Origin of the sequence: Iodidimonas muriae, from assembly GCF_014647255.1 — a bacterium.
GTDB lineage: Bacteria > Pseudomonadota > Alphaproteobacteria > Sphingomonadales > Rhodothalassiaceae > Iodidimonas > Iodidimonas muriae.
Genome location: NZ_BMOV01000023.1, coordinates 1 through 824, shown reverse-complemented (window position 1 = coordinate 824; position 824 = coordinate 1). Strand labels below are relative to the sequence as shown.

Here is an 824-nt window from a genome sequence, read left to right as displayed (position 1 = left end):
CCTTTGCCATGGTGAATCACGTATTACAACAAATGGGAATCCCCGAATTTAATAGGTCCTGACCCTAATCGTAAGGGAGAAAACTTATGAAGAAAATATTGTTTCTTACAATATCATTATCGTTATTTAACGCAGGATGCTCTACCGCTAAATACCATGACACTCAAATTCATCGGGAATGTTCACATGGGCCAAGTAATATCAAATCGTCCGTAAAGAAACATCTTGATTGCCAGGATGCGGCTAAAGAAGAAGCCGGTCACAAAACCAATTGACTGTAATCAAATCCATGACCGCCATATAGATGATAATGGTGGTCAAAACTATTAACAAAAACCAAGGAGAAGACCATGAAGACCACACTGAGAACCTTACTTCTGGCAACGGCTCTTATTTTGCCTGTCAGCGCCTATGCCGGACACCATGAGTCCGGTAGCGACGAACACAAAATGGAAAAGATGCAAATGTGTATGCAGGGCGAAAAATGTCCGATGGCAGATCAAATGGGCGATATGCATTCTAAGATGGAGAGCATGATGTCGGATATGAAGGATATGACGGAGCATATGAAAGACCCGGCCATGAAAGAAAAAATGCAGAAGATGCATGGAGATATGGGCGGCATGATGGAGCACATGGAGCAAATGCACAAAAACATGGGAACCATGATGGGCGGCAAAGGGAATAACCCTGAGCACGATGAACACAAACATTAATCTTAATTATTTAGCCGGAGGAAAAAAGCCATGAGTACATTAGGTTCAGGACTCATTAAAGCCACCAAATTACGATAGCAGCAATACAGATTGCAGAAAAAAATGTAT

1 protein-coding gene is annotated in these 824 nt (G+C 41.9%); it reads left to right on the top strand.

Annotation, left to right across the window (positions count from 1 at the left end):
• Positions 1–350: 350 nt before the first annotated feature.
• Positions 351–716: a DUF4175 domain-containing protein gene (locus tag IEX96_RS13975; RefSeq protein WP_150006474.1), complete on the top strand. Its 366-nt coding sequence runs from the start codon at positions 351–353 to the stop codon at positions 714–716.
• Positions 717–824 lie beyond the last annotated feature (108 nt).